This is a genomic window from Chryseobacterium sp. 27AL, from assembly GCF_057815395.1.
Window position 1 is genome coordinate 39,461 of record NZ_JBYRIW010000007.1, and the last position, 19,973, is coordinate 59,433.

Consider the following 19,973-nt stretch of genomic DNA (forward strand, 5'->3'; position numbering starts at 1 on the left):
TATGAATAATATTTTTTTAATTACAAAAAGAGAATTTCTGACCCAGGTTAAGAAAAAGTCTTTTATTATACTTACTATTCTGGCGCCCATTCTTCTGGTAGCCTTCGGAGCGGTGATCGGACTTATGTTTAAAGCAAATGAATCACACAATGTAATTGAAGTTGTGGATAAAAGTGGACTGTTTACCCATCAGCTCAAATCTTCGGACCAGCTGAAGTATATTTTTGTTTCAGCCGCTGATGAAAAGTCTAAAATTAACAACCTGAAAGGTAATGAATCATTAGATGGCATTTTAATTTTGCCTGAGCTTAAAGATCAAAATTTTGATAATCTTCAGAAAAATACACGACTGGTTATCAACAATAAAATAGGATTTGATACCAAACAGAAAATCATCTCTGACATTACCGATGTTATTAAAAAAGAAAAGATCAGGCAGCTCGGCATTGCCGAATCCCAACTTATCAATCTTGATAAAAGTTTCACCTTAAAAACAATCAATGTTTCTGAAAACAACAAGGAAGATTCTGATCTTGCCTTCGGGGTAAAAAGTGGTCTTAGCATTCTTTTGATGTATGTCACCTTCATGTTTATCATTATCTATGGAGTAAGGGTAATGCGCAGTGTGCTGGAAGAAAAAAACAATCGTGTTGTAGAGATTATTATTTCTTCGGTAAAACCTTTTGAGCTGATGATGGGAAAAATTCTTGGTGTTACTTTAGTAGCCTTAACACAGTTTGTCGTTTGGATTACAATGTCTGTCATAGGAGCACTTGTTTTAAATACCGGATTCTCTTCTATTCAGAAAAATATTCCCGGGGGAAATGAGGAGCTCGCCAGTAAGCTTGATGTGGCACAAATTGCTACTCAAGTTTCCCACAGTCTTCTTGAGCTTAATTTTCCGCTGATCATCGGCGTGTTTATTGTATTTTTTCTTTTGGGATATATTTTTTATAGCTCTATATATGCGGCTATTGGCTCTGCAGTCGATAACGAAACAGAAACGCAGCAGTTTACGCTGTTCGCTATTCTTCCGCTTATGTTGGGGATGTACGGTAGCTTTTCACTGATGAACAATCCTGATGGCCCGTTGGGCTTCTGGCTGTCAATTATTCCTTTTACTTCGCCGGTAGCAATGATTGCAAGAATTCCTTTTGGGGTTCCGGCGTGGCAAATTGCTTTATCTATTGTGCTGTTACTGGGAACGACCATTTTTATGATATTCGTTGCAGGAAAGATCTACAGGGTAGGAATTTTAATGTACGGAAATAAAGCCACTCTTAAAGAGATCTGGAAATGGATCAGAGGTTAAATTATAATCAGCTTTTTTGTTATAAATAAATAAAATTCCCGAAGCCAAAGGCTTCGGGAATTTTTATGTTTAAAATGTACTATCTACTTATTGGAAAATATAGTTTACACTTAAACTGATCACCTGTTCAGATTTACTTTTTGTGGTTCCATCAGGCTCATGATCAAGTCCCGGATAGGTATTGGAAAGTCCAAAATCATATCTGGCAGTTAATTCCAGCTGTCTTTTGTAACTATATCCAAATCCAAAACCAAATCCAAAGTTGAATTTATTTGCTTTACCATTGACATTAGGCAACGATGAAACAACAACATCCGGATCATAATAAGGTCTTGATACGGGAGCATTTTTTACTCTCTGACTTAATAAAAAATTAAATCTCGGCCCTATCAATCCAAAGAATTCTGATTCCGCTTCGGAAAAATATCCTTTAAAGCTGATCGGTACACTCAGATAGTCATTGGCATATACGGCATTATATCCGTCTTTACCCTTAGCATCTCTATCTTTACCTGTCTCTCCTGCTCCGAAATATTGAATTTCAGGCTGCAGAAAAAACTGGTTTTCAGTTCCTACAGGGATTAAAGCTAAAGCTCCAAACTGCATTGTAAACCTTCTTCCTGAGGGATTGTGTGCATTTCTAACTCCTGAAAGATTAGCGCCAAGAGAGGCTCCAAATCTTGTACTGCTGAAATCTATCTGTGCATAAGATAACGCAGAAAACACTAGGCCAGAGGCCAATAAAAATTTTTTCATATCATTATGTTTAAAAAAAAATTATGCTAAAACCTTAGCCACGGTAACACCAATGTCAGCTGGGGAATCTACTACATTGATACCGTTTTCTCTCATGATCTCCATCTTTGCCTGGGCTGTATCTTCAGCACCACCAACGATAGCACCAGCGTGGCCCATTGTTCTTCCTTTAGGAGCAGTTTGTCCTGCGATGAACCCTACCACTGGTTTAGTAGAACCGCTGGCTTTGTACCATCTTGCAGCTTCTGCCTCAAGACCACCACCGATTTCTCCAATCATCACTACTGCTTCTGTTTCAGGATCATTGATGAATAATTCCAAAGCTTCTCTCGTAGTCGTTCCGATGATAGGATCTCCTCCGATACCAATTGCTGTAGAAATACCGAAACCAGCTCTTACAACCTGATCTGCAGCCTCATAAGTAAGCGTACCTGATTTAGAAACGATACCTACTTTACCTTTTTTGAAAACGAAACCTGGCATAATACCAATTTTAGCTTCTTCAGAAGTAATGATTCCCGGGCAGTTCGGACCGATTAATCTGCAGTCTCTGTCGGCAATGTAAGATTTTACCTTTACCATATCCGCTACAGGAATCCCTTCAGTAATACATACAATTACTTTGATTCCGGCTTCAGCAGCTTCCATGATAGCATCAGCAGCGAATGCAGGCGGTACGAAAATGATACTCACGTTTGCACCGGCTTTAGCTACGGCATCAGCTACAGTATTGAATACAGGCTTTCCAAGATGCTCGCTTCCTCCTTTTCCGGGAGTAACACCACCTACAACGTTGGTTCCGTATTCGATCATCTGGCTTGCGTGGAAAGTACCTTCATTCCCCGTAAATCCTTGTACAATTACTTTAGAATCTTTGTTTACTAAAATTGACATTTTATTATTTATTTAATTTATTTGATAATTTTTTAATGCACACAAATTTAATTAAATTTCTTTGATTAAAGATAAATCTAAACAATTTGTTTATTTGAGATTTCTCAGTTTGACTTCTTTTTTAAGATATGTCCTGAAGTCTTCAGCAATAGGGCCAAAGTAAGTTCCTTTAGTGAGGTCTCTGTTTACGCCCGCTTTTGCAAGCAGAACGGTTCCCTTTTCTATTCTCAGTCCTGATGCTATCCCGACCTGCCCCCAGATCGTAACCTCATCTTCAATAATACAGCATCCCGCAATTCCTGTCTGAGAAGCAATAAGACACTTCTTACCGATCACTGTATCGTGTCCAATCTGGATTTGATTATCAAGAACTGAACCTTCACCAATCACGGTAGAATCAGTCACTCCCCTGTCGATGGTACAGCCGTTTCCGATCTCGACATTGTTTTCGATGACTACATTACCTACCGAAATCAGGCGGTCAAAATTTCCGTTTAATTTTCTATAATAGAATGCGTCACCTCCTAACACTGTATTTGACTGGATAACTACATTGTCCCCAATAATTGTCCTGTCGCCGATTACAACATTCGGGAAAATAAGAGTATTCTTTCCGATTCTTACATTATTTCCGATCACCGCAGAACGATGAATATGTGTTCCTTCTCCAATTTCTACATCATGAAGCTCTTCAGTGAAATTATAGATTCTTGTGAAATGTGTATTGATTTTATTAAAGTCTCTGAATGGATCTTCAGAAACCAAAAGCGCTTTTCCTTCCGGACATTCTACTTCTTTATCAATAAGGATAATGGTCGCGGCGGAGTTTAATGCTTTATCGTAATATTTAGGATGATTTACAAAAACGATGTCGCCTGGTCTTACCATATGAATCTCATTGGTTCCTAATACCTGAAAGTCTTCAGGGCCTATCCATTTGGCACCAATAATTTCGGCAATCGTTCTTAGTTTTTGTGGTTGATGAAACGTCATATTTTTTATGAGGTTTAAATTTTATCAAAATATATCAAATATTATCGGACTTCATCCGATTCCCTTATAATTCGTCCCTTCGGGACTCTGTAATACTTTTATAAACAAAAATTCGGAGTGCAACTGCAGACCGAATTTTTATATATTGTATTGAAAATTATTCTTTAACTCTTTCTAAGTAAGAACCATCTTCTGTGCTTACTTTAATTTTATCTCCCGGCTCAATGAACAAAGGAACCATTACTCTTGCTCCTGTTTCTACGATAGCGTTTTTCAGAGCATTGGTCGCTGTATTTCCTTTCACTCCAGGATCAGCTTCCACAACTTCAAGATAAACGGATTGTGGTAATTCTGCTGAAAGAGGTGTTTCATCTGCTTCTTTTAGGATGATGGTAACTTCTTCTCCTGCTTTCATCAGGTTTGAGTTTTCAATCATTTCCTTATTAAGATAAAGTTGAGAGAAATCATCGTTATTCATGAAGTGAAAACCATTTTCATCATCATACAAATACTGATATTTTCTTGTAATTACTTTTACTTCGTCGATCTTGTGACCTGCAGAAAAAGTATTATCAATCACTTTTCCGTTGGTCACAGATTTTAATTTTGTTCTAACGAAAGCAGGACCTTTTCCCGGTTTTACGTGAAGGAATTCGATAACTTTATAAATATCGTTGCTGTATTCAATGCAAAGCCCTTTTCTGATATCGTTACTTGTTGCCATTAATTTTGTATATAATTATTTTCTTTTATTAAATTGTATTCCCTGCCCCTGAGGCATCATTCTGTTGAATGTGTTATTGTTGAATGTATTCATATTGTTTTGTAATCTGTTTACATTCATCTGAATCTCAGAGGTATGTTGATTTGCCGTACCAAAAATAGAATTTGAATTATCCTTTTGCTTCAGAATAGAATTAAAATTACTTTTGGCTAAGCTATCTTTAGACTTATCAGGAATTTTTCTTTCCATGATGGAAGTCCTGGTTGTTTTCTCTGTTTTTAATCCTTCCGTTTGCTGTCCAAACAAAGAAGTCGCTGAAAGCATAATAAGTAAGATTAAAATTTTCATAGTTTTTTAATTACTGTCTTTTCCGGTGCCGTACCCTTTTACAATTCCTCTAGGAGAATTTTGGATAAACTGAAGGATCTCGTCTCTTTCCGCAGTAGGAAGCATTTCTTTTTCAATATGGGAAATAGCCTGAGAAACATTCATTTTCATTTGAAAAATCGCCCGGTAAATTTTCTGGATTTCAAATATTTTCTCATTGGTAAAACCTCTTCTTCTTAGCCCTACAGAATTGATTCCTGCATAAGACATCGGCTCTCTAGCCACTTTTACATAAGGCGGAATATCTTTTCTTACGAGCGTTCCTCCGGAAATCATCACGTGTTTTCCTATTTTACCAAATTGATGAACAGCAGATAAACCACCCATTACGGTATAGTCTCCGATTTCAACGTGCCCCGCGATACCACAACCGTTTACGATGATCACATGATCCCCGATAACGCAGTCATGAGCGATGTGCGATGTTGCCATGATGAGGCAGTTTTTACCAATTTTAGTAAATCCAAGCGCTTTTGTCCCTCTGTTTACGGTTACGCATTCCCTGATGGTTGTTTCGTCACCGATAATCACCTGGGTATCCTCACCGTCGAATTTTAAATCCTGAGGAATAGCCGAAATAACAGTTCCGGGAAAAATCCTGCAGTTTTTACCGATTCTTGCGCCATCCATGATGGTTACATTGGGACCTATCCATGTGCCTTCTCCGATTTCCACATCCCCTGCAATGGTAGTAAAAGGTTCTACTATTACATTTTTGCTGATTTTCGCACGTTTATCTACGGCTGCTAATTGATGAATCATTTAATCAACTTTATTTTTTGCAACTTGGGCCATTAATTCTGCTTCTACCGCAACAGTATCTCCTACATAGCCGTAGCCCTGCATGTGGACGATTCCTCTTCTGATAGGTTCTATCAATTCAATCTTGAAAATGATCGTATCTCCCGGTACTACTTTTCTTTTGAATTTTACTTTATCAATTTTTATAAAATAAGTAGAGTAATTTTCAGGATCCGGAACACTTGCCAGTACAAGAATTCCTCCGGTCTGTGCCAATGCTTCTACCTGTAATACGCCCGGCATAACAGGTTCTTTCGGAAAATGCCCTACGAAGAAAGGTTCATTCATCGTGACATTCTTCAAACCAACCACATGAGAATCTGACAGTTCAAGAATTTTATCAATTAATAAAAACGGAGGTCTGTGAGGCATTAGTCTCATGATTCCATTGATATCAAAAACAGGTTCTTTCGTCAGATCAAAATCAGGAACGTTTTTCTTTTTCTGCAGTTTCCACTGACGGTTCAGCTTTTTGGCAAACTGTGTATTTACGAAATGTCCCGGTTTATTGGCAATGACCTTACCTTTTATTTTAACACCTGCTAAAGCCAGGTCACCAATCACATCGAGTAATTTGTGTCTTGCCGCTTCGTTAGGATAGTTTAAATTTAAATTATCAAGAATTCCGTTTGGTCTTATAGAAACATTGTCTTTACCGAAAGCTTTTTTAAGTTTTTCCGTAGTTTCCGGTGTAAGATCTTTATCTACGTAAACAATAGCATTCGAGATATCACCTCCTTTGATAAGGCCGTGATCCAACAGCATTTCAAGTTCATGCAAAAAGCTGAATGTTCTTGCTGAAGAAATTTCATCTTTAAATTCTGAAATATTTTTAAGCGTAGCATTCTGGGTTCCTAAAACTTTAGTTCCAAAATCTACCATAGTCGTTACTTCGTAGGTATCAGAAGGAATTATGGTGATTTCAGATCCCGTAGCAGCATCACTGTAGGTAAGCACTTCTTTTACCACAAGATATTCTCTTGCAATATTCTGCTCAACCACGCCAACACTTTCAATAGCTTCAACGAAATATTTGGAAGAACCATCTAAAATCGGAGGTTCTGAAGCGTCCATTTCTAAAATGGCATTATCAATATCGCAACCTACCAATGCAGCTAAAAGATGCTCGCAAGTTGTAATTTTTACACCTAATTTTTCTAATGTTGTCCCTCTTTCTGTAGCTACCACATAGTTTACGTCTGCTTCTACCTGAGGGTGACCTTCTAAGTCTGTTCTTACAAAGACAAAACCTGTGTTTTCCTTGGCAGGTTTCATGGTAAGTTTTACTTCTTTACCAGTATGAAGTCCGATTCCGGAAAGTGTTACTTCTTGCTGAAGCGTTTTTTGCATATCACTCATTAGTTTTATCTTTTGAGTTATTCTCAAGATTGTTTATTCTATTAACGATTTCAGTAAAGTTTCTGAAATGAATATAATTTCTCAGGTAATCATTGTAGCTGATAGCCGGCGAACCGTATAAAGTTTCCCTATCATTTACACTGGAATTCACACCACTCTGGGCCTGGATCTTCACCTGATTTCCTATTTTAATATGACCTACAATACCCACCTGACCACCGATCTGGTTCCAGTCTCCAATGGTTGTAGAACCTGCAATTCCGGCCTGTGCTGCAATTACGTTGTTTTTACCGATTTTCACATTGTGTGCGATCTGAATCAGATTATCAATCTTGGTTCCTTTTCCGATAACGGTAGAACCGATGGTTGCTCTGTCAATGCTGCAGTTTGAACCGATTTCCACATCATCTTCAATGATCACATTACCAAGCTGAGGAATTTTTTTAAATCCTTCCTGGGTAGGCTGGAAACCAAAACCATCTCCACCTATTACCGTATTGGAATGAATTACACAATTATCACCGATGATACAGTAATCATAAATTCTTGCGCCACTGTCTATTTTGCAGTTTTTACCGATCTTCACACCTTTCCCGATATAAACCTGCGGATAGATTTGTGTTCCTTCACCGATTTTCGCTTTTTCAGAAACATAAGTGAAGGCTCCGATATATACTCTATCCCCGATTATTGCGGTATCATGTATAGAAGAGCCGTTTTCGATGCCTTCTTTTCTTCCCTGCATTTCCTGATAAAGGTTCATCAATACCTGGAAAGAAAGATAAGCATCTTTTACTGATATAATAGTAGGATTATAGTAATCTTTAGCCAGAAGATCTTCTGAAACGATGATAACGGAGCATTTTGAGGTGTCTAAATAATGGGTAAATCGATCTTGTGCTATAAAAGAAAGATGTCCTGTTTCCCCGCTTTCAATAGGCGAAACTCCAGTAATAAGTGCGTTTTCATCACCTATTATTTTTCCGTCAATAAAACTTGCAATTTGCGAAGCTGTGAATTCCATATTCTGCAAAGATAAGAAATTCTATAATTCGCAAACATTTTTTGGTTTTAGGATCGTAAATTTTAATAATATTTAAGAATCTATTCCCTAAATATCCCGCGGAAAAGTAAGGATATATCTAATAGTCTTATTTACCATAAGCCCTGATAAAAGCTGGTCTTCCGACTCCTCCAGTCTTATTTTCCTGCCATTTTTCTGCAACAGATAAATAGGCTGCTTTTGAGTATTGTAAGGAAGCAATTTTCTTTTAATCTCATGCACTAATTCATCCCCATTATCAATTCCGAAAAAATCATTGGTATTTTTTACTTTTTCCTTAATAAATTCTGTATCAAAAGGATGGGATGAAATAATGGTTTTCGGAAGGTTTCTTTGGATGACACATGTACACCAATACGACAATATTTTATCTTCTGCATTTTGCCAGGATTTCATCGCCTGAATTACATCATTATCATCTAACTGGGTAAACCTGCGCACATCTTCATCCGTAGCAGCACTCTTTTCTCTGTACAGGAAATATTTAAGATTATCACCGGCCGGAAGATCTATTCCCTGAGAAACAAGATATTTGGCTCGTTCCAGAATTTTAACAAGAATAAACTCAGCCAATGCCGATGTTTTATGATAATATACCTGCCAATACATAAACATTCTGGCCGTTAAAAAATTTTCAATCGAATAAACCCCTTTGGCATCTATAACCAATTCTCCTTCATCGCAAACATTCATCATTGAAATAATACGCTGTGTGTTGATGCTTCCTTCAGAAACTCCTGTAAAAAAGCTGTCGCGCTTCAGATAATCAAGCCTGTCTACATCAAGTTGGGAAGAAATAAGCTGATTGAAAAATTTACGGTGATATTTTCCCTGAAACATTTCAATAGCGCAAGACAATTCGCCGTTGAATTCATCATTCAGGCGGTTCATCAACAGTAATGAAAGATTTTCGTGATGCCAGTCATCCATCAGCATACATTCCAGCGCGTGGGAAAATGGACCGTGGCCAATATCATGCATTAAAATCGCAAGCATGGCTCCTTTCTCTTCTTCAGGCGAAATGCTGACTCCTTTCTGTTTCAGTGTTTCGAGGGCTGTGAACATCAGATGCATTGCACCCAAAGCATGATGAAACCTGGTGTGAGTGGCTCCCGGAAAGATAAGATTCAACAGACCCGTCTGTCCGATTCTCCTCAGTCTCTGAAAATATGGATGCTCAATAATATCAAATAAAATTTCATGTGGAATTCTGATAAAGCCGTGAACGGGATCGTTGATAATTTTGAGTTTATTCTGCATTGAAACGTCTGAATTAGTGAACAAATTTAGGAATTTTAAATTTGAGCATTCATTAAATCATCATTAAAAAATTCTGCAAAAATTCAATAAGAATAAATATCCGGAAACATTGCAGTTTTCATTAACTTATATTTAACTTTACAGGTGTTCATTTTGGCAGATTTTAATTTGAATTGGTCGGCAATTTGATACAATAACCATGTAAAAAATAAATTTTATGTCGGAAAAGATATTATGGATAGATGATGAAATCGACCTTTTAAAACCTCACATTGTATTCCTTGAAAAAAAGGGCTATCAGGTAACTCCTGTGAACAATGTAAATGAGGCTTTGGAACTGATGGATTCTGAAAAATTCGCACTAACACTTATAGATGAAAATATGCCCGGAATATCCGGGCTTGAGGCTATTCCTATGATAAAGGATAAAGATAATTCTTTAAAAATAGTGATGGTCACTAAAAGTGAAGAAGAGCATATTATGGAGGAAGCAATCGGTTCCCAGATTGCTGACTATATATTAAAGCCTGTAAATCCGAACCAGATTTTACTTTCTTTAAAGAAAAACCTGCAGCAGGACAATCTGGTTGAGCAAAAGACAATTCTTCAGTATCAGCAGGAATTCAGGAATCTTTCGATGGAGCTTTCATACCTGAGAACCTATCAGGAGTGGGCGGAATATTATAAGAAAATTTTAAACTGGGAAATTAAATTTGATAAGGTTACAGACAATGAATTTGCAGATCTTTTACAATCACAGAAAGAAGAAGCGAATATTCAGTTTGCCAAGTTTATTGAGAATAATTACGAAGACTGGCTTCACGATTCCGAAAAACCCATTATGAGCCATACTCTTTTCAAAGAAAAAGTAAAACCGGAAGTAGAAAAAGAAAAAGTTTTGCTTTTGATGGTGGATAATCTCCGCTATGATCAGTGGAAAGTCATCGAGCCTTTATTCACCAAATATTACAATAAAATTTCTGAAGATTATTATTACAGTATCCTTCCTACGGCAACACAATATGCGAGAAATTCGTTTTTTGCAGGCCTGATGCCATCAGAAATTGAAAAACGTTTTCCTGACAAATGGTTTAACGATAATGAAGAGGGAAACAAAAATGAATACGAACGTGATTTCCTTGAAGATCAGATGAAAAGAATCGGTCTTGGTTCTAAGTCGATGAAGTACCTTAAAGTCCTGAATGCAGATTTCGAGCGAAAAATCTACGATGATTTTAACCAGCACAAAAATAATGATCTGTTAGTGATTGTTTATAATTTCATCGATATTCTTTCTCATGCGAAAACAGACAACCACATTGTGGATCAGCTGATCCGTGATGATAAGACGTTCAGATCTCTTACTTTAAACTGGTTTGAGAATTCATCTTTGATGAAAATCATCAAGGTGGCTGCTGAAAACGGATTTAAGCTTGTAATCACTACCGATCACGGAACGGTGTATGTAAAAAAACCGAGTAAAGTGGTGGGTGACCGAGAAACTTCAACTAACATCCGATATAAAACGGGGAAAAGTCTGACCTATGATGACAGCGATGTCTGGGCAATCACTAATCCTGAAAAGCTGTTTCTACCAAAAGGAAATCTGAGCTCGAAATATATTTTCGCGAAAAATAATATTTTCCTCGCTTATCCTAAGAATTACAATCATTTTGTGAACTATTATAAAGAAACCTACCAGCATGGGGGAATTTCACTGGAAGAGTGTATTATTCCGATCAGTATTCTGGAGCCTAAATAAGCAGATGGTTTTTGGCAGTTCGCCAATGACTTTATTAATATCATGTTTCGGGCGGAAAAAATCTAAGATTTTTTCCGCCCGAAACTATTTTAGAACCTAATAAGCTAATTTCATTTCGTATTTTTGGAAAAATTAAAATATTGAAATTAATCACTTATAATGTAAACGGAATCAGGGCCGCTTTCACAAAAGATTTTTTAGGCTGGCTGAAATCAGCTGATCCGGATGTTATCTGCATTCAGGAAAGTAAGGCAGGAAATGACCAGATCGACATCGAAAGCCTGGAAAAGTTAGGATATCACAGCTATTGGCATTCGGCAGTAAGAAAAGGCTACAGTGGGGTCGGAATCGCTTCAAAAGTAAAGCCCAATCATGTTGAATACGGTTGTGGTATTGAAAGCTATGATAACGAAGGCAGAATTATACGGGCTGATTTTGACGACTTTTCTGCAATATCAGTCTATGTACCATCTGCTTCGAATATTGAAAGGCTGGGGTTTAAAATGCAGTTCTGTCATGATTTTCTAGACTACATCAAAAATTTAAAAAAGGAAATTCCTAATCTTATTATTTCGGGAGACTTTAATATCTGTCATGAAGCGATTGACATTCATGATCCGGTCCGTTTAAAGAATGTTTCAGGGTTTTTACCAATGGAAAGAGAATGGATGACCGATTTCATTAATGAGTGTGAATTAATCGACAGTTTCAGGTTTTTTAATAATGAACCTGATAACTATACATGGTGGAGCTACAGGCAGAATTCCAGGGCAAAAAATAAAGGCTGGAGACTGGATTATAATTTTACTTCTTATACTTTAAAAGACAAACTTACCAGAGCGGTTATTTTAAAAGAAGCTGCACATTCTGATCATTGTCCGGCCCTCGTAGAACTTCATTTTTAAATACATTTATATAAAAACAAAAAGCCAACTCTTTAGTTGGCTTTTGTAATTTAAATCATAAGATTAATCGACAATTTCATATTCCACCGGAATGGTACCCCTATCGGTATCTCCGATTTCATCGAACGCTGCTTTAGACATATCTAAAGCTCTTGACGAATGGTAAGGTCCTCTATCATTAATTTTCACAATTACCTCTTTACCATTGTTCAGGTTAGTTACCTTAATGTTTGTTCCGAAAGGAAGCGTTCTGTTTGCTGCAGTGAATTTTGCATTATCAAAGATTTCTCCGCTTGCAGTTTTTCTACCGTTAAATTTATCGTGGTAGTACGATGCATAACTTGTTTTTTTCGCATCTATGGCATTCATTTTGAACGAATAAACACCAAGGGTTGAAATCATCATTATGATTACGAGAATGAATCTTTTCATCACTTTGAACTTTTATTGGTTTTGACTTGGCAAATGTATCAGGATTCTTTTAAAGTGCCTATTCTAACTGTTAATAAATGTTAACAAAAACATAAATTAATGTTAATTTTTTATTTAAAAAATTGAAAATCAAACAAATAAACCATATTGTTAAAAAATGTTAAAATTACCACTAAAAAGTTAACAAATTTAACTTGTTTCTATTGAATTTTAAAATTTAAAAAATATAAATTATTAATAACCAGATATTTAAACATTATCACCTTTAGCAATTTTGCCAATTATACCATGCTATAAATAGCTTTAAATAAAATTTCTCATTTAAGATATTCCATTACATAATCGTAGCTACCCATAGGATATATTACAGACATATTGGGTGAGCCTGTAACAGCATTTCCAGCATTTGTTGAAATAGTATAAGAATAAAGACTTCTATCATACACCACTCCTGACCCTGTCTTATATATAGTAATGGAATATAAAGAGGTCATTCCGGGAGGTGAGGGAATGCTTACTGTGGATGAAGTTCCTGTTGCATTAAACGATCCTTTTATCGCATAAACCTGTGAGCTGCCGACAAGTGTATTGGTAGGCGTCTCGGCAGTACCAACTGAAACTTTCAGATTTGGGGTTACCGCTACCCAAACTGCGTTTGGCGCATCGTAATAGTAGAATCCGGAACTTTTAACATTTATCGTTTTGCCTGTTCCTGTTCCACTGGTTGCATCATTTACAAATACTAAAGCTCCGTTTTGGTTTGCAGCTCCGGTACCATTGGTATAGGCTGCATTTTTTGCTTCCAGCTGAGCTCGCGTCAAACGGGGAACCAAAATCGCATCCGGTAAAGAATTGTTTGAAGTATTAGCCTGGATATCTAAAGTTGCGGCAGGACTGGTTGTGTTAATTCCTACTCTACCCTGCTGGGCATGAATACTTATTCCTAAAACAACTAAAATTGTTGATGTTAATAATGTTTTTTTCATATGTTTTTTTAAGATTTAAATAAATTCTCTAATATCAACTTGTGCATTTATAAATTATTATTAAATTATTTGTCTTCAAATGTAATTAACTTTCAAAGCATTATCTATCGCAAATGTAATATTTTATTTTAAATGGAAAATAAAGCTGTGTAATAATCAGTGATCAAATTCATTATGAACTCTGAATCTTAAACCAATTCTCCATAAAGATCAAATTCTTCCGCAGACGTAATTTTTACATCAGCAAAATCACCGATGGAAATGTAAGTATTTTCTGCTGATACCAAAACTGTATTATCGACATCCGGAGAATCATATTCTGTTCTTCCAATGAAATAATTGCCTTCTTTTCTATCGAAAATACACTTGTATATCTTTCCGATTTTTTCCTGATTTTTTTCCCATGAAATTTGTGACTGAAGCTCCATAATTTCCTCTACTCTGGCTTCTTTTATTTCCTGTGGAATAGTATCTTCCAAAACGTAAGCGCCTGTATTTTCTTCATGAGAGTACGTAAAGCATCCAAGCCTGTCAAACTTTTGTTCTTTTACCCAGTCTTTAAGCTCCTGGAAAATTTCTTCTGTCTCACCAGGATAGCCGACAATAAGTGTTGTTCTGATTGCCATATCCGGAACTTTCTCTCTGAATTTTGACAAAAGAGCATTCGTTTTTTCATGAGTAGTTCCTCTTTTCATCGACTTTAATAAGTCTGAATTGATGTGCTGAAGAGGAATATCAATATAATTACAAACTTTGGGTTCTTCTCTGATAATGTCTAACACATCTTCCGGGAAGCCACTAGGGAAGGCATAATGAAGACGAATCCACTCGATACCTTCTACTTTTACCAATTCCTTTAGCAAATCCCCAAGCGCACGTTTTTTATAAATATCCAACCCGTAATAGGTAAGATCCTGTGCAATAAGAATCAATTCTTTAGTTCCTTTTTTGGCCAGCTTTTGAGCTTCAGAAACTAATTTTTCAATAGGTGTAGAAACATGTCCACCCCTCATAAGTGGAATTGCACAGAAAGAACAAGGCCTGTCACAACCTTCTGAAATTTTAAGATAAGCGTAGTGTTTAGGAGTTGTCGTTAAACGTTCGCCCACCAGTTCGTGCTTGTAATCTGCACCCAAATGCTTTAACAAAATCGGAAGATCCCTTGTCCCGAAATATTGATCAACATCAGGAATTTCCTTTATAAGATCCGGTTTATATCGTTCTGATAAACAACCGGTAACAAATACTTTTTCTACTTCGCCCCTGTTTTTGGCCTCTACATAATCAAGAATCGTATTAATCGATTCTTCTTTAGCATTATCTATAAATCCGCAGGTATTAATGACAACAATATCTCCTCTGTCTTCATGAACAACTTCTTTACCATTGGCTTTCAGCTGACTCATCAAAACTTCGGAATCATAAACATTCTTGGAACATCCAAGTGTTACTACATTGATTTTCTTCTTTCCTACAGATTTTGTACGCATCTTTTTGATTTTGAGTTTGCAAAGATACGAAATATTGAAGAGTATAGATTAAAAAAATAAGCCACTTTAATAAAGTGACTTTCCAGTATCTGTTTAAAAATTCTTTTCTTTAAAGCTGGGAGCATTTTCATCTTTTTCGGAAAGTATGGCATCCTGTACACTAATTTTCCAGTCAATATTAAGATCTGAATCATTATATCTTACACTTCCTTCGGATTCCTTATTGTAAAAATTATCACATTTGTAAGAGAAAACCGCAGTTTCGCTGAGTACAGAAAATCCATGTCCGAACCCCCTTGGCACATACAGCTGTACTTTGTTTTCTGCTGTAAGTTCAATTCCAAACCATTTTCCATAGGTTGGTGAATCTTCTCTCAGGTCAACTGCAACATCCCAAACGCTGCCCTCAAGGCAAGAAACCAATTTGGCCTGTGCATGCTCGCCTTTCTGTAAATGTACTCCACGGATTACACCATAAGAAGACTTGGAGATGTTATCCTGAACAAAATGCCCGTTCATTCCTGTAAGCTCCTCAAATTTTTTTTCATTAAATTTTTCAAAAAAATATCCTCTTTCATCTTCAAAAATTGTAGGTTCGATGATATAACAATCTTTTAGCGGAGTTTCTTTTATTTTCATATTTTATTTAATAACAGATTTCATTTTCCTTTTTAAGCTTATTTTCATACCTAAATATATTGCTCCAAAGGGAATAAAAATAATCAATATAACAATACCAATGGGTAATTTTGTATGGAGTAAAAATACATTGATCACTAACTGACTAATAGCATAAATGCTACTGATTGTGAGGTGAGACAGTTTTTTTTCATTAGCAAGCAACTGATACAGATGTCTTCTGTGAGCTTCGAAAATGTTTTCCTTCAGACTTAGTCGTTCGATAATGGTTAGTACGACTTCCATCCCATAAACAGAAAACAGCAAAATATATTTATAATCTTGAGTTTTCATAATAAGAAGAGTTACCAAACCAATTACCCAAAAACCGATACCCATACTTCCCACATCTCCTGCAAAGCATTTCGCTTTTTTTCTGAAATTAAAAAACAGAAAGACCAAAGATGCAAGAATTGCATAGGTTATAAAGTCATCTGCTGTAAAAGTAATAATATATTGATTGATGTACAGCAAAGTCAGTAATGTAACTAAAGTATAAGCACCTGTCATCCCATTTATTCCATCCATAAAATTATAGGCATTTAATGTACCTATGATCATTATAAAGAACATCGGCCACGTCCAAATGGGTAATAGATTGAATGTTTTAGTGAAATACAGCAAAAGGCATACAGATATAAAATGAACTGAAATTCTCACTTTACCTGACAGCGTTTTGATATCATCTATAAAGCTGACGAGACATATTGCCAGTAATCCAAGTCCGAAGGACAAGTATTCTTCAGTTGCCTCTTTAAAGTTAAATAAACAAAAAATCACAAAGGCTATCGGAAAGATAATTCCACCTCCTCTCAGTGTAATCTGCGAATGGGCGCTGCGATGATTAGGCTTGTCGATAATATTATATTTATCGGCGATTTTAAAATAGATATGTATTAAAATAAATAATGTTATGAAAACCAAGAGATGTTCTATCATTCGTGTTCAAAGCTTTTTATAGTTTTTATTAATCCTTCTTTAGTCGACGAGGGAAGATGTCGAATATTTAAATTTTCTTTTATTTTCTGGTTGGAAACTTTATAATTTTCCGTTAGTTTTTTTAATCTTTCCGAATTTAATGAAAATTTTAATTTGTCACCAATTTTCGAAAAAGATTTTATAACGAAAGGATAGATTTTTAATTGTTTTGTTTTTTTTCCAAGAACTTCATCAATAATCTCTATCAATTCATTAGTTGATACAAAATCGTCATCTGCAAAATTATAAATTCCAGACTTAATTTCTTTATTTGTTAATAATTTTAATATTAAAAAGTTTAAATTATCTATACTTAAAAAAGATCTTTTATTATCAAAGGCTGCTAAAGGCCACGGAACATTTTTTTTGACCAACTTATAAAGCAGATTTAAGTTTCCTTTATTTCCCGGGCCATGAATCATGCATGGGCGAATAATAAAAAGTCTTTTTGTACTTGGAAGATTAATAGAAAGTAAATATTCTTCTGCAAGTAATTTAGATTTTCCATAAGGTGTTTGAGGTTGTGCGATTTGAGTTTCATACAAAATATCTTCAACGGTATCTGCTACAGCTTTTACACTGCTGAAATAAATGAAATCTTTTATATCAGAATGTAAGAAATCGTTGAAAATTTTCTTTGTTAATTCAGTATTCACCTTAAAATACTCATCTGCAACTGAAGTATTTTCAGTATCATGTGCTTTACCTGCAAGATGAATAATGGCATCGGCATCTTTAGGACAATTCCATTCGTTACGCATGGAAATTGCGAAAATATTTATTTTTTCTTCATTAAGATATTTCGATACATTTTGCCCTACAAAGCCTGATGCTCCGGTGATTATAACTTTCATTATTGAGAAATTATTTTTTCAAGATTTGAAATACATTGCTCCATTGTGTAGTTAAAATCATAATATTCTTTTCCATTTCTTCCTAAGGTAGCCAAATCATCATTTTTCATTTGTGATATCATTTGAATTACAGATGCTAGCTTTTCTGCTTGACCCGCAGGCACAGAAAAGCCACAATTAGCTTCGGCTATGTTTTCCGCTCCTTCTCCATTTAACATTGCTAAAATTGGTTTTCCTGAACTCATGTATGCCTGAACTTTTGCAGGAACAGTAATATTGAATATAGGATCATCTTTAAGACTTACTAATAATATATCTGCAGCATTGAAAAAAGAAGCCATAGCTTCAACGGGATAGCGACCTACCGTATAGACAGTTTCCTTAAGGTCATTGTTTTTAATAAACTCCTGAACAAAAGGCATTCTCCTACCATCTCCTACTAAAATAAACTTAATATCAGTATTTTCCTTTAAATACAAAGCAGCCTTCATAACATTATCCATATCCTGTGCTTCACCGATATTTCCAGCGAACATTACCCTGAATCCTTCTGGAAGCTCAGGCAATGGGAAGTTTTTGTTTCCTGAATATATAGTACGCTCTGCCCAATTAGGGAAATATTCGATTTTACTTTCAAAATCGCCTTTTTCCAAAATAGATTTTTTGAAACCTTTCGATGTGACAAGTATTTTTTCTGATTCTTTGTAAAAGCTCTTCACCATTCTAGTAAAAAAACTTATTATAAATTTATTTTTAATACCACCAGCTATTTCAAGGCTTTCCGGCCATAAATCCATTACCCAAAAGTAAATGGGAGTTTTTTGCAGTTTCTTTACTATTAATGCAGGATAAAACTGTGTAATAGGTGATGGCTCATGTACAATAATCCTGTCAAACTTTTTAGACGATAGTTGTATTGCTTTCAAGGAAGCAAAGAAAGCCCAGCTAAAATAGTTGAGAAATAATCTGAAACCACCGCCGTTTCCTCTTGTTAACAATAATGACCTTACAACTGTAACACCATTAATAATTTCCTTTCTTTTTTTAAAATATCCGTACCCATTAAACACTTTACCTTCAGGATAATTTGGAATGCCTGTAAGAACAGTAACATCATGCCCCCTTTTTTTTAATTCAAAGGCTAAATCATTACTTTTAAAATTTTCAGGAAAAAAATATTGAGTTACAATAAGTATTTTCATTATTTTTTGCTCCACACCACTCTGTTAATATAATCTGTATAGCTGAGAATAATCCTTACCATCTTTTCAGATACATTTGGCATTGAATAATCTGCAACCTGCCTGTAATTTCTTTCTTTTCCGGTTTCCTGCTGCTGAAGCTGGGTAAGTCCCTGCATGATTCTTTCCGGTGACAACCCTACCATCATCACAGAAGCTTCTTCCATGGCTTCCGGTCTTTCGTGAGCTTCCCGTATGTTCAGGGCTCTGAAATTCAAGATTGAAGATTCTTCAGAAATGGTTCCAGAATCTGATAAAACCGCATAGCTTCTCATCTGCAATGCATTATAGTCATGAAATCCTAATGGCTTTAAAAACTGAATTTCAGATCTCATGGTCAGCTTCATTTTATCAATCATATTTCTGGTTCTTGGATGAGTAGAAACAATAATTGGGAATCCGAACTTTTCCGCAATAGCATTAAGGCTTTCCATCAATCCATTAAAATTTTTCTCTGAATTGATGTTTTCTTCCCTGTGAGAAGAAACCACGAAGTATTTTCCCTGTTCTAAATTTAAACGGCTTACTACATCTGAGCTTTCGATTTGCGGCAGATAGTGATTCAACACTTCAAACATCGGAGAACCTGTCTTAATAATCCGGTCTGCAGGAAGCCCTTCTCTTAAAAGATATTCTCTTGCAATATCTGAATACGTAAGATTGATATCCGCTGTATGATCCACTATTTTTCTGTTTGTTTCCTCAGGAACCCTTTGATCAAAACATCTGTTTCCAGCTTCCATATGGAAAATGGGAATTTGTCTTTTTTTTGCAGGAATCGCACAAAGACATGAATTGGTATCGCCCAACACTAAAAATGCATCAGGCTTTATCTCTTCCAAAAGAGGATCAATTTTAATCAAAATATTACCGATGGTTTCAGTAGCTGTTTTTCCGGCCGCTTCCAGGAAATAATCAGGTTTACGAAGTCCTAAATCTTCAAAGAAAATCTGATTAAGCTCATAATCATAATTTTGCCCTGTATGAACGATAATATGCTCAACAGCCTCAGATTTATCTAAAGCTGATAATACTCTTGATAATCTAATAATTTCGGGCCTTGTGCCCACCACAGTTATTACTTTTAATTTCTTCATT

General features: G+C 35.8%; 20 protein-coding genes. 3 read left to right on the forward strand and 17 right to left on the reverse strand.

Annotated features, from left to right (window positions below):
• The first annotated feature begins 1 nt into the window (after position 1).
• Positions 2-1,312, forward strand: a complete 1,311-nt coding sequence (locus tag AC3WV0_RS11750; protein WP_488846259.1) for an ABC transporter permease — start codon at positions 2-4, stop codon at positions 1,310-1,312.
• An 87-nt stretch (positions 1,313-1,399) separates the two neighbouring features.
• Here AC3WV0_RS11750 and AC3WV0_RS11755 read toward each other — a convergent pair whose 3' ends face one another.
• The 9 genes from AC3WV0_RS11755 to AC3WV0_RS11795 all read right to left on the reverse strand — a co-directional run bounded on the left by AC3WV0_RS11755 (position 1,400) and on the right by AC3WV0_RS11795 (position 9,549).
• Positions 1,400-2,068 (reverse strand): porin family protein, encoded by a 669-nt coding sequence (locus AC3WV0_RS11755; protein ID WP_488846260.1) that lies wholly within the window; start codon positions 2,066-2,068, stop codon positions 1,400-1,402.
• Positions 2,069-2,089: 21 nt separating this feature from the next.
• The gene (gene sucD, locus AC3WV0_RS11760) at positions 2,090-2,962 is read right to left on the reverse strand and encodes a succinate--CoA ligase subunit alpha (RefSeq protein WP_029294782.1); all 873 of its coding nucleotides are present in this window, start codon (positions 2,960-2,962) and stop codon (positions 2,090-2,092) included.
• 90 nt (positions 2,963-3,052) lie between these two features.
• Positions 3,053-3,955 carry a UDP-3-O-(3-hydroxymyristoyl)glucosamine N-acyltransferase gene (locus AC3WV0_RS11765; RefSeq protein ID WP_488846261.1) on the reverse strand — a complete coding sequence of 301 codons (903 nt, stop codon included), beginning with the start codon at positions 3,953-3,955 and terminating at the stop codon, positions 3,053-3,055.
• Positions 3,956-4,112: 157 nt separating this feature from the next.
• Positions 4,113-4,679: an elongation factor P gene (gene efp / locus AC3WV0_RS11770; RefSeq protein ID WP_027379799.1), complete on the reverse strand. Its 567-nt coding sequence runs from the start codon at positions 4,677-4,679 to the stop codon at positions 4,113-4,115.
• Positions 4,680-4,694: 15 nt separating this feature from the next.
• On the reverse strand, positions 4,695-5,027 hold the full coding sequence (locus AC3WV0_RS11775) for a hypothetical protein (RefSeq protein ID WP_488846262.1): 333 nt from the start codon (positions 5,025-5,027) through the stop codon (positions 4,695-4,697).
• Positions 5,028-5,033: 6 nt separating this feature from the next.
• Complete coding sequence (gene lpxA, locus AC3WV0_RS11780) at positions 5,034-5,828, reverse strand: acyl-ACP--UDP-N-acetylglucosamine O-acyltransferase (RefSeq protein ID WP_089997987.1); 795 nt, start codon at positions 5,826-5,828, stop codon at positions 5,034-5,036.
• Entirely contained in the window at positions 5,829-7,226 is a 1,398-nt protein-coding gene (locus tag AC3WV0_RS11785) for a bifunctional UDP-3-O-[3-hydroxymyristoyl] N-acetylglucosamine deacetylase/3-hydroxyacyl-ACP dehydratase (protein ID WP_089997988.1), read from the reverse strand.
• Positions 7,219-8,250 (reverse strand): UDP-3-O-(3-hydroxymyristoyl)glucosamine N-acyltransferase, encoded by a 1,032-nt coding sequence (gene lpxD / locus AC3WV0_RS11790; protein WP_488846263.1) that lies wholly within the window; start codon positions 8,248-8,250, stop codon positions 7,219-7,221. The genes AC3WV0_RS11785 and lpxD overlap by 8 nt, the downstream gene beginning before the upstream one ends.
• An 87-nt stretch (positions 8,251-8,337) precedes the next feature.
• Positions 8,338-9,549: an HD domain-containing protein gene (locus AC3WV0_RS11795; protein ID WP_089997990.1), complete on the reverse strand. Its 1,212-nt coding sequence runs from the start codon at positions 9,547-9,549 to the stop codon at positions 8,338-8,340.
• Between the two features lie 217 nt (positions 9,550-9,766).
• On the opposite strand from AC3WV0_RS11795, the gene porX reads away from it, so the two are divergent.
• Positions 9,767-11,311, forward strand: a complete 1,545-nt coding sequence (gene porX, locus AC3WV0_RS11800; protein ID WP_089997991.1) for a T9SS response regulator signal transducer PorX — start codon at positions 9,767-9,769, stop codon at positions 11,309-11,311.
• Between the two features lie 140 nt (positions 11,312-11,451).
• Positions 11,452-12,216 (forward strand): exodeoxyribonuclease III, encoded by a 765-nt coding sequence (locus AC3WV0_RS11805; RefSeq protein WP_488846264.1) that lies wholly within the window; start codon positions 11,452-11,454, stop codon positions 12,214-12,216.
• 63 nt (positions 12,217-12,279) lie between these two features.
• On the opposite strand, the gene AC3WV0_RS11810 is transcribed toward AC3WV0_RS11805, so the two are convergent.
• The 8 genes from AC3WV0_RS11810 to wecB form a co-directional block, all read right to left on the reverse strand.
• Positions 12,280-12,651 carry a septal ring lytic transglycosylase RlpA family protein gene (locus tag AC3WV0_RS11810; RefSeq protein ID WP_089997993.1) on the reverse strand — a complete coding sequence of 124 codons (372 nt, stop codon included), beginning with the start codon at positions 12,649-12,651 and terminating at the stop codon, positions 12,280-12,282.
• 314 nt (positions 12,652-12,965) lie between these two features.
• Positions 12,966-13,634 (reverse strand): hypothetical protein, encoded by a 669-nt coding sequence (locus AC3WV0_RS11815; RefSeq protein WP_488846265.1) that lies wholly within the window; start codon positions 13,632-13,634, stop codon positions 12,966-12,968.
• Between the two features lie 188 nt (positions 13,635-13,822).
• Entirely contained in the window at positions 13,823-15,124 is a 1,302-nt protein-coding gene (rimO, locus tag AC3WV0_RS11820) for a 30S ribosomal protein S12 methylthiotransferase RimO (protein WP_488846266.1), read from the reverse strand.
• 93 nt (positions 15,125-15,217) lie between these two features.
• Positions 15,218-15,763, reverse strand: a complete 546-nt coding sequence (gene rfbC, locus AC3WV0_RS11825) for a dTDP-4-dehydrorhamnose 3,5-epimerase (RefSeq protein WP_488846267.1) — start codon at positions 15,761-15,763, stop codon at positions 15,218-15,220.
• A gap of 3 nt (positions 15,764-15,766) precedes the next feature.
• On the reverse strand, positions 15,767-16,741 hold the full coding sequence (locus AC3WV0_RS11830; protein ID WP_488846268.1) for an MraY family glycosyltransferase: 975 nt from the start codon (positions 16,739-16,741) through the stop codon (positions 15,767-15,769).
• A complete protein-coding gene (locus AC3WV0_RS11835; RefSeq protein ID WP_488846269.1) occupies positions 16,738-17,634 on the reverse strand; it encodes an NAD-dependent epimerase/dehydratase family protein in 897 nt (298 codons plus the stop codon). The genes AC3WV0_RS11830 and AC3WV0_RS11835 overlap by 4 nt, the downstream gene beginning before the upstream one ends.
• Positions 17,634-18,836, reverse strand: a complete 1,203-nt coding sequence (locus tag AC3WV0_RS11840; protein WP_488846270.1) for a glycosyltransferase family 4 protein — start codon at positions 18,834-18,836, stop codon at positions 17,634-17,636. The genes AC3WV0_RS11835 and AC3WV0_RS11840 overlap by 1 nt, the downstream gene beginning before the upstream one ends.
• Positions 18,836-19,972, reverse strand: a complete 1,137-nt coding sequence (gene wecB / locus AC3WV0_RS11845; RefSeq protein WP_488846271.1) for a non-hydrolyzing UDP-N-acetylglucosamine 2-epimerase — start codon at positions 19,970-19,972, stop codon at positions 18,836-18,838. Before wecB ends, AC3WV0_RS11840 begins: the two co-directional genes overlap by 1 nt.
• Between the last annotated feature and the right edge of the window lies 1 nt (position 19,973).

Bases quoted from the DNA above. Each gene is read 5' to 3' on its own strand.
- AC3WV0_RS11750 (WP_488846259.1), top strand. From the start codon at position 2: ATGAATAATATTTTTTTAATTACAAAAAGAGAATTTCTGACCCAGGTT.
- AC3WV0_RS11755 (WP_488846260.1), bottom strand. From the start codon at position 2,068: ATGAAAAAATTTTTATTGGCCTCTGGCCTAGTGTTTTCTGCGTTATCT.
- sucD (WP_029294782.1), bottom strand. From the start codon at position 2,962: ATGTCAATTTTAGTAAACAAAGATTCTAAAGTAATTGTACAAGGATTT.
- AC3WV0_RS11765 (WP_488846261.1), bottom strand. From the start codon at position 3,955: ATGACGTTTCATCAACCACAAAAACTAAGAACGATTGCCGAAATTATT.
- efp (WP_027379799.1), bottom strand. From the start codon at position 4,679: ATGGCAACAAGTAACGATATCAGAAAAGGGCTTTGCATTGAATACAGC.
- AC3WV0_RS11775 (WP_488846262.1), bottom strand. From the start codon at position 5,027: ATGAAAATTTTAATCTTACTTATTATGCTTTCAGCGACTTCTTTGTTT.
- lpxA (WP_089997987.1), bottom strand. From the start codon at position 5,828: ATGATTCATCAATTAGCAGCCGTAGATAAACGTGCGAAAATCAGCAAA.
- AC3WV0_RS11785 (WP_089997988.1), bottom strand. From the start codon at position 7,226: ATGAGTGATATGCAAAAAACGCTTCAGCAAGAAGTAACACTTTCCGGA.
- lpxD (WP_488846263.1), bottom strand. From the start codon at position 8,250: ATGGAATTCACAGCTTCGCAAATTGCAAGTTTTATTGACGGAAAAATA.
- AC3WV0_RS11795 (WP_089997990.1), bottom strand. From the start codon at position 9,549: ATGCAGAATAAACTCAAAATTATCAACGATCCCGTTCACGGCTTTATC.
- porX (WP_089997991.1), top strand. From the start codon at position 9,767: ATGTCGGAAAAGATATTATGGATAGATGATGAAATCGACCTTTTAAAA.
- AC3WV0_RS11815 (WP_488846265.1), bottom strand. From the start codon at position 13,634: ATGAAAAAAACATTATTAACATCAACAATTTTAGTTGTTTTAGGAATA.
- rimO (WP_488846266.1), bottom strand. From the start codon at position 15,124: ATGCGTACAAAATCTGTAGGAAAGAAGAAAATCAATGTAGTAACACTT.
- rfbC (WP_488846267.1), bottom strand. From the start codon at position 15,763: ATGAAAATAAAAGAAACTCCGCTAAAAGATTGTTATATCATCGAACCT.
- AC3WV0_RS11830 (WP_488846268.1), bottom strand. From the start codon at position 16,741: ATGATAGAACATCTCTTGGTTTTCATAACATTATTTATTTTAATACAT.
- AC3WV0_RS11835 (WP_488846269.1), bottom strand. From the start codon at position 17,634: ATGAAAGTTATAATCACCGGAGCATCAGGCTTTGTAGGGCAAAATGTA.
- AC3WV0_RS11840 (WP_488846270.1), bottom strand. From the start codon at position 18,836: ATGAAAATACTTATTGTAACTCAATATTTTTTTCCTGAAAATTTTAAA.
- wecB (WP_488846271.1), bottom strand. From the start codon at position 19,972: ATGAAGAAATTAAAAGTAATAACTGTGGTGGGCACAAGGCCCGAAATT.